Consider the following 7,786-nt stretch of genomic DNA (forward strand, 5'->3'; position numbering starts at 1 on the left):
TACCAGTGCAAGCCATATCGCGTTTCCTCCCAGGGACAGTGGATCAATGGATAGTCCAAAGCTGAAGAAAAACAGGGCGCCAAAGAAATCGCGGAAAGGAACAATTAAATGCTCGATCCGTTTGGCGTGTTCCGTTTCGGCCAGTACCAGACCGACCAACAGGGCGCCGATAGCTTCCGCCACATGAATCGTTTCCGAAAAACCAGCCACCAGAAACAGAGAGCCGAAAACAACAAGTCCGAATACCTCATTGGAGCGAATACGGAGAATCCGATTTAACAGAGGGACGGCCTTACGGCCGATAATAATGACTGCAAGCATAAAGCCTAGCGCGATTAGCGCTGATAGCAGCACACCCCCGAGCGAGGATGAATCGCTAAGAACCAATCCGGAGAGGATGGAGATGTATACGGCGAGGAAAACATCCTCGAACATAATAATGCCCAAAATCATTTCAGTTTCAGCATTGGCGGTCCGCTTGAGATCTACCAGCACCTTCGCAGCAATAGCACTGGATGATATTGTTGTAATTCCGGCGATAACCAGTGTCTCTGCTACAGGAAAGCCGCTCAGGAAGCCAAGAGCCAGCCCCAGTGTAAAATTGATGCCAATATAAATGGTACCGCCCACAGCAATGGAACGACCTGATTTAATTAACCGACCTACTGAGAACTCGAGACCCAAGTAGAAGAGAAGAAACAGCACTCCGATTCTTCCCATAAAATCAATAAATGGGGCGCTTTCGATAAAGCGAAAATCAAAATGCCATAGCTCCATCGCATGCGGTCCAACTGCCATTCCGATCAGGATATAAAAAGGGATGACCGAGAAGCGCAGTTTGGAGGAAATAAGTCCGGCTGCAGCGATGAGAGCAATAGCCAATCCAACCTCAAATACCAGATGATCCATCCAATCACCCGCTTCCGTTCATAAGGATTTGTTTAAATCGTTTTTGCTGATCGCGTTCCCCAACAACGACTACAGTGGCATCATCGTTAATAATCACTTCAGGACCAGGATTTACATATTTATTTCCTTTTTTCTCCACAATTGCAATAACAGTGGCTCCCGAATTTTGCCTTACATCCAGCTCACCGATGGATTTGCCGACACTTGCATAATCAGATTCCACTCTATACCATTCGATAATAAAATCGTCAAACGTCATTTCTACACTTTCAAGCTGTTTGGGCTTATAGGTCATACCACCGATGATGGAGGCTACCAATCGCGCTTCCTGATCATTCAGGGTTGTCATAGAAATACTTTGTTCCAGATCCTCGTAATCAAAGTGATACAACTCGCGCCTGCCATCATCATGAATAATAATGACAATTCGGTCGCCACTCTCTGCATCTATTCGATACTTAATCCCGATTCCTGGCAAAATAGACTCTCGAATATCCATTTGTAAAGCCTCCTGTATGATACGTTATTTAAATGAATGGTATGGGAAATAAATCACATACTTTGGGAGTGACATGGAAACTTTCTTTTTGTATTAAATTTTATAAATTAACATAAAAAACCGGATAAATAGACTTTACGTATTACACTTATAGGGATAGTTAACAAATAGACATGCAAATGTGGTGATGTGCATGCAAAGGAAGGTTAAGCCACATAACTAGAGGTGAATTTGATGGGGAACAAGTACAATTGCTTCTTTAGTTTGCAAATGACAGGAATAAAAGGCAGACGTAGTTTAGGGATGCTCAATAGCAGCACAAGCGCTATCAAAATGACAAAGGGAAGTGATTTGGCCGCAGCGATCACCAGATGAAGTAAAGGGGAGGATTTGCGTATAGCTGGTTTGGAATGGTGCTCCAGACCGTGAGAATCAGTTTCTAACGAGGAAACATCAGCATGAGGCACAACAGAAGATCCTGCAGTAAACTGAAGGGATTGAGTAGTGTCTTCCGCATGAAACGTCACAGGAAGGGACAAAATCTGAACGAGGCTCAATATGACAATCATGAATGTACGCAGCATGTTCAGCATCGTTGACATCTTATCTCCTCCCTCTTGTGAAAAATTCATATTAATATAACCTTAACATACCCCACCCTAAATATTCAAACGTCTTTCGGTTTTTTTCCTATATCACAGTAATGTTTATAACACGCCAACCGGCTTTTTGAAACCAGATTATCCTCTTTTGAATATGTCTTTCTGTTTCCAGTCGTTCACTTCGTATAACCCTTCAGAGGCCGCCATATACTGAAAGCAGTGATCGAAAGGAGTGAGCCAATGGAACTGTTTACAGTGTGGACCAATACAGACGGAGATCAGGAAACCGACCGGTTTTACGAAGTGGTCAAAAGTAGAACAAAGGGACTACATATGTCACGGCGCGGATTTCGATTCACTTTCAGACAGCTGAATAACAAAGTGGCATGGACCTGCAAGGGCACAGAAAGCAATTCGGCGTTTGAAAGCTTTCTCCCCTGTGTATACAGCATCATGTCTTCAGCTATAGCGGATTATATTATCGAAGTCAAGGAGTGGGGGCTGCTCAATCTCATTCTCACCAAAGCCTGTTCGCTGCTGGAGAAAGAGGATACAGAGCAAATTCGCAGTATGATTCGTTCACTGTTAAACGATGATGGCCCCAGAGGTCGTTTGAAGCGTCATGGTAAGCTGACTACTCTCCTGGAGAAGGATTTCAAGGAGCTTCGTGTGATCAATTTGGAAGGGCTGATTCAATTTAGGCTCCATGCGTATAAAAAAGAGCTTGAAGAAATCGTCGACTATGCTATGGAAGAATTCTGGGCAGATCGGCAATACGAAGAATTTATGGGGCTGCTTAAATATTTTGTTTTTTTTCAGGAAAGCAAAGTTCCGCTCGTACACGTACTTCACCAAGGTGGACATAATTTTACGATTCTGGATAGTGCCATGGTGCCCATACCGACTCCTGATGCAGATGACATCATTGTCGAGATGCCAGGCATTGAACTAGAAATGGAGGTCGAGGATCGAATCGTGAGCACCCTTATTTCGATTTCTCCTGCTTCCATTATATTGCACACAGACGATGAACACACCCCCATAGTGCGGACACTCCTGCATATTTTTGAAGATAAAGTGAAACTGAGCAGACTTTATCCAGGTCAGGATGTTCAAAAATAATAATCTGTTCGTATAAACTAATGGATTTCTGGAAAGCCTTTGCCTCAAGGGGAGGTTTTTTATGAGATCCATGTTGGTATGGAAACGGATTTTGGGAACCGTGTTAATTGCAACCTGTCTGGTATTGCCCGGCAATGAAGTTTACGGTCACAAAGAACCGGTCCAGCATAAAAAATGGCAGTCCACACCTGTTTTAGCTCCACGCGAAGAGCAGGTTATTACGACCATGACGGTCACGGCAACAGGATATACAGCAGGCTATGAATCGACTGGCAAACGGCCAAGTCATCCCGGTTACGGTATTACGTATTCCGGTGTAAAAGTGCGTCGTGACAAGAACACACTGTCTACGATTGCGGCTGATCCCAAAATGTTTCCTTTGGGAAGCATATTGTACATTCCAGGTTACGGATACGGGATTGTAGCAGATACAGGTTCTGCGATTAAGGGCAATAAAATTGACTTGTATTTTAAAACAACCCGGCAGGTGTATTCTGAATGGGGCAAGAAAGATGTGGATGTTCAAATTATAAAAAAAGGGAACGGAAAATGTACAGAAAAGATGGTCAAATCGCTCCAAAAGGCGATAGAAACGCATAAAACTATTCCGACCGCGACACTGGATGCTTCCATATAATCCTTGAATATTGTTTTTTCCAATATCACATACTATGTTGCGGGATGAGCTTATCCCGCAAAACATACTGGGAGGTTGAGAATTATGCCAAATCAAGGCGGAAGTTCTTTCACGAACAAAGGCTTCAAGGCAAGCGCAGGAAATCAGTTCAAAGCGGAATTTGCACAAGACAATACGGTAGGTGTCGTTTCACAAAAGGTAAAGCAGTCTGAACAAAATAAAATTCAAGACAACTTTCAGACACCAAATGAGAAGTATGATGAAGAATTTGCAACAGAACAAGGCGGTACAGGCGCTGTAGCTCAAAAAGTTCAAAACTCCAGTCGCAACAAAGTTCAAAACAATGCTCAAACACCGAACGAAAAGTTCGACGAAAACTTTAACACGAAATAAAAAAGCATATACAATTGATAATGCTCCGGATTATATCCGGGGCATTTCGTTTTAAGTGAAAGTGAATAGGTACAATAGGTCTAAGGTTTTATCTCCTTTTTAATTGTTTTTAAGGTGGAATTAAGGTTTAAAGTGCAAAATAAAGTCAGTTAAACAACACCACCTTGAAGCATAGGGTTTGGGAGGAGATATACAATGGACGAATTTAAAAATAATAACTCCGGACGCCGGAACGACAACGATCAGGTTGATACCGATAATGCAACTCGGCAAAACGATTCGAACGGTTCCTCATATTATTATTCTTACGGCCCTTTTTCTTCAGTTCAATCGGACGGACAACGTAAGGAAGGGCAGTCGGTGGAAAAGGATGTTGAGATTACGCCACCACAGGCAGTGAGACCTCTTCCTCCCTCATACCATCGCGCTATGCCTGAGCAACAGGATGGTTCGGGTCGGAATGGTGGCAATTGGCAATTCAAACCGAATAAGCCCAAGTCGCAGGTGAAAACAATTTTCTTATCTTTTTTGGCTGGGATGCTGGTCATTACGGTATTGATGTACACAGCTGACCGAACAAATATGTTCACACCCGAGACGGCGTTAACTTCGGCGGCAGCTGAAAGTGGAGAAACGACTAATTCAGGAACAACTGGCTCGACTCCAAGCGCAGTTCCGGCTGTGATGCCTTCAGGTACCGCTGATGTTCAATCTGTTGTGGCCAAGGCTGGTCCGGCAGTCGTCAAAATCGAAACGCTTGCCAAACAAACCAGTGGTAGCAGCGGCAGACAAAGCAGCCCTTATTACAATGACCCGCTGTATCAATACTTTTTCGGTAATCAGTATGGTGACAGTGGCAGTAGCGGTAACAGTAATGAAAATGAAGGTAGCAACAGCGGGCAGCTGACTCCGCTTGGTATTGGTTCCGGTTTTATTTTTGATAAATCGGGTTACGTCCTAACCAACAACCATGTTGTTGAAGGCGCGAGTGTGGTTCAGGTTACAGTAGAGGGAACTAATAAGCCTTACGAAGCCAAAGTCTTGGGCAAAAATGCTGATCTTGATTTGGCGGTACTTAAAATTGAAGGCAAAAACAACTTTCCGACAGTAACTTTGGGTGACTCCGATAACGCTAAAGTCGGCGAGTGGATGGTCGCAATCGGCAACCCTGAAGGCTTTGAGCATTCGGTAACAGCCGGGGTGCTAAGTGCGAAAGAACGTACGATCACCATTAATAGTGAATCGACTGGAAAACCGACGCAATACAAGCATCTCATTCAGACGGATGCGTCCATTAACCCTGGTAACTCTGGCGGACCGCTGTTAAATCTGCAAGGGCAGGTTATCGGTATGAACGTAGCTGTTAGTGCAGACGCACAGGGAATCGGGTTTGCGATTCCGTCCAATACAATTTTGGAAGTCGTCGATAAGCTGAAAAATAACCAGCCTATCCCGAAAGAACCTGTACCTTTCATTGGTGCAAGTCTGTTAAATTTGAGTCCTGAAGTAGCCAAAGAATTGGGCACATCCCTAACCGAAGGCTCGGTAGTACGGGATATTATATACAAATCGCCAGCTTATCAGGCCGATCTGCGTCCTTACGATGTGATTATCGGAGCCAATGGCACGCCTTATAGCACATCACAAGAGCTGATCCAGTTCATTCAAAAACAAAAAGTGGGTACAGCACTGACGCTTAACATCGAACGAGCTGGGCAGAAAAAAGATGTTCAGCTGAAAATAGGCAACAAAAATGACTTTAGCTCGACGCTTCAGCAATAAGCTGATAACTCTACAAAAATGAACATGTGCACGCAAGAAACGGAAGGAAGATCCCTTCCGTTTCTTGCTGTATGGAGCAGCCAGATGCTACACGCGTCTACTCCTGCTACAATAGAGGGAAAAGAAGAGATAAAGGAGTTCGATCGTGTATGCGTTCTACTATTCTGATTATTGATGACGATGAAAAAATTGTTTCCATGCTACGCAGAGGGCTGGCATTTGAAGGCTATGAAGTGCTGACAGCCGCCAATGGAGCAGAGGGATTAAATAAAATGCTGACAGCTGAGCCTGATGTGGTCGTGCTGGATGTAATGATGCCGCAGGTCGATGGTTTTGAGGTATGCCGTCGCATGCGGGAGGGTGGAAGCACGGTACCTGTCCTGATGCTTACAGCCAAGGATGAGGTTGAGAATCGGGTTAAGGGCTTGGATCTAGGGGCCGATGATTATCTCGTCAAGCCGTTTGCTCTGGAGGAGCTGCTGGCGCGAGTGCGAGCGCTTTTGCGGCGTAAAACCGAACAACAGGACAATAACGGAAATCGGCTTACCTTCGAGGATTTACAACTGGATAACGAATCCCGTGAAGTGGTTCGTGGCGGCAAACGCTTGGAACTGACAGCCAAAGAATTTGAACTGCTCCATTTGTTCATGCAAAACCCCAAGCGTGTTCTGTCGCGTGATCTGATTATGGACAAAATTTGGGGCTATGACTATAGCGGAGAATCGAATGTGCTGGAAGTATATATTGCCATGCTACGACAAAAAACGGAGCAGGATGGCGGTAAACGGCTCATTCGTACAATTCGGGGAGCTGGCTATATTTTAAGAGGTGATGTGTAATATGTCTATTCGGTGGCGGCTGACAGCTTGGTATTCGAGCATCTTGGCTATTGTACTTGTCATTTTTGGTCTGGCTATTTACGGACTAGTATATTACTACACATATAATGAAGTGAAAAGTCAGCTTATGACTCAGGCGCCACAGATTAACAAGCAATTACGCCTTATTATTAAAGGGGGATTGTTTGAAGTCCCTAACCTGGATTTGGGATTGGAGCAGGGGCGTGGAATAGATGACTCACAGCTATATGTACAAATTTACAATTATACGTCCGGGGTTACCAAAACCACCCAAAATATGAAAGACCTCAATATCACCTTCCCTGTTCCATCTACAGCGGCAGGAGCAGTTCAAAATGAGGGGATTCGACGTGTGAACGTAAATGGGGATTCCTTTATGATTTATCAACAGCCCATTAAGTCCGAGGAGTTGGGGTTGGTGGTCGGGTTGCTACAGGTAGGACAATTCACGGGCTCTCAGGATCGACTCATGAACAGGTTACAAAATGTGCTTGTATACGGTTCGTTGTTTGCATTACTCGCTGCTGCGACCTCAGGTCTCTTTCTGGCTCGCAAGTCTATGAAGCCGCTGGTCAAGGTCATTGAGGGGGCAAATCAGATTCAATCCAGTAATGATTTGAGTGTACGGATTGAATATGACGGACCACCAGATGAAATTGGACAATTAATCGGGACGGTTAACAACATGCTGGGGCGTACAGAGGTGTTTTACAAGGAGCTGGAAGATGCGTACGGTGCACAGCGTCGTTTTGTGGCTGATGCTTCCCATGAGCTTCGTACGCCGCTAACGACGATCCGTGGCAACGTTGATTTTTTGCTCAAAATGTGGACTACCGAACCAGGAGAGCGACCGAATATGGATGAAGAGATGATTCGCGAGCTTTCTATGGAGGCATTAAATGACATGGCGGATGAAGGCAAACGGATGAGCCGTTTGGTGAGTGATATGTTTTCCCTGTGTCCGCTCTCGCGAGTGACAACA

Annotated in this window: 9 protein-coding genes; 6 read left to right on the forward strand and 3 right to left on the reverse strand. The window is 44.7% G+C overall.

The window, feature by feature from the left end; all coding sequences use genetic code 11:
* From GRP75_RS15630 to GRP75_RS15640, 3 genes are all read right to left on the reverse strand, one after another.
* Positions 1 to 909, reverse strand: a 909-nt coding sequence (locus tag GRP75_RS15630) for a cation:proton antiporter (RefSeq protein ID WP_160789757.1), incomplete at its 3' end; no start/stop codon positions are given.
* Between the two features lie 4 nt (positions 910 to 913).
* The gene (locus GRP75_RS15635; protein ID WP_160789758.1) at positions 914 to 1,408 is read right to left on the reverse strand and encodes a cation:proton antiporter regulatory subunit; all 495 of its coding nucleotides are present in this window, start codon (positions 1,406 to 1,408) and stop codon (positions 914 to 916) included.
* Between the two features lie 206 nt (positions 1,409 to 1,614).
* A complete protein-coding gene (locus GRP75_RS15640; protein WP_160789759.1) occupies positions 1,615 to 2,010 on the reverse strand; it encodes a hypothetical protein in 396 nt (131 codons plus the stop codon).
* Positions 2,011 to 2,250: 240 nt separating this feature from the next.
* Between GRP75_RS15640 and GRP75_RS15645 the strand changes: the two genes are divergently transcribed.
* The 6 genes from GRP75_RS15645 to GRP75_RS15670 all read left to right on the forward strand — a co-directional run.
* A complete protein-coding gene (locus GRP75_RS15645; RefSeq protein ID WP_160789760.1) occupies positions 2,251 to 3,132 on the forward strand; it encodes a putative sporulation protein YtxC in 882 nt (293 codons plus the stop codon).
* Positions 3,133 to 3,193: 61 nt separating this feature from the next.
* A complete protein-coding gene (locus tag GRP75_RS15650) occupies positions 3,194 to 3,769 on the forward strand; it encodes a 3D domain-containing protein (protein ID WP_160789761.1) in 576 nt (191 codons plus the stop codon).
* An 84-nt stretch (positions 3,770 to 3,853) separates the two neighbouring features.
* Entirely contained in the window at positions 3,854 to 4,162 is a 309-nt protein-coding gene (locus GRP75_RS15655; protein ID WP_023987799.1) for a hypothetical protein, read from the forward strand.
* A 195-nt stretch (positions 4,163 to 4,357) separates the two neighbouring features.
* Positions 4,358 to 5,944, forward strand: a complete 1,587-nt coding sequence (locus tag GRP75_RS15660; protein ID WP_023987800.1) for a S1C family serine protease — start codon at positions 4,358 to 4,360, stop codon at positions 5,942 to 5,944.
* Positions 5,945 to 6,093: 149 nt separating this feature from the next.
* Positions 6,094 to 6,783 carry a response regulator transcription factor gene (locus tag GRP75_RS15665; protein ID WP_013309432.1) on the forward strand — a complete coding sequence of 230 codons (690 nt, stop codon included), beginning with the start codon at positions 6,094 to 6,096 and terminating at the stop codon, positions 6,781 to 6,783.
* A gap of 1 nt (position 6,784) precedes the next feature.
* Positions 6,785 to 7,786: histidine kinase dimerization/phospho-acceptor domain-containing protein (locus tag GRP75_RS15670; RefSeq protein ID WP_160789762.1), on the forward strand; the 1,002-nt coding region annotated here is incomplete at its 3' end.

It is taken from the genome of Paenibacillus sp. OT2-17, from assembly GCF_009827695.1.
Classification (GTDB): domain Bacteria; phylum Bacillota; class Bacilli; order Paenibacillales; family Paenibacillaceae; genus Paenibacillus; species Paenibacillus polymyxa_B.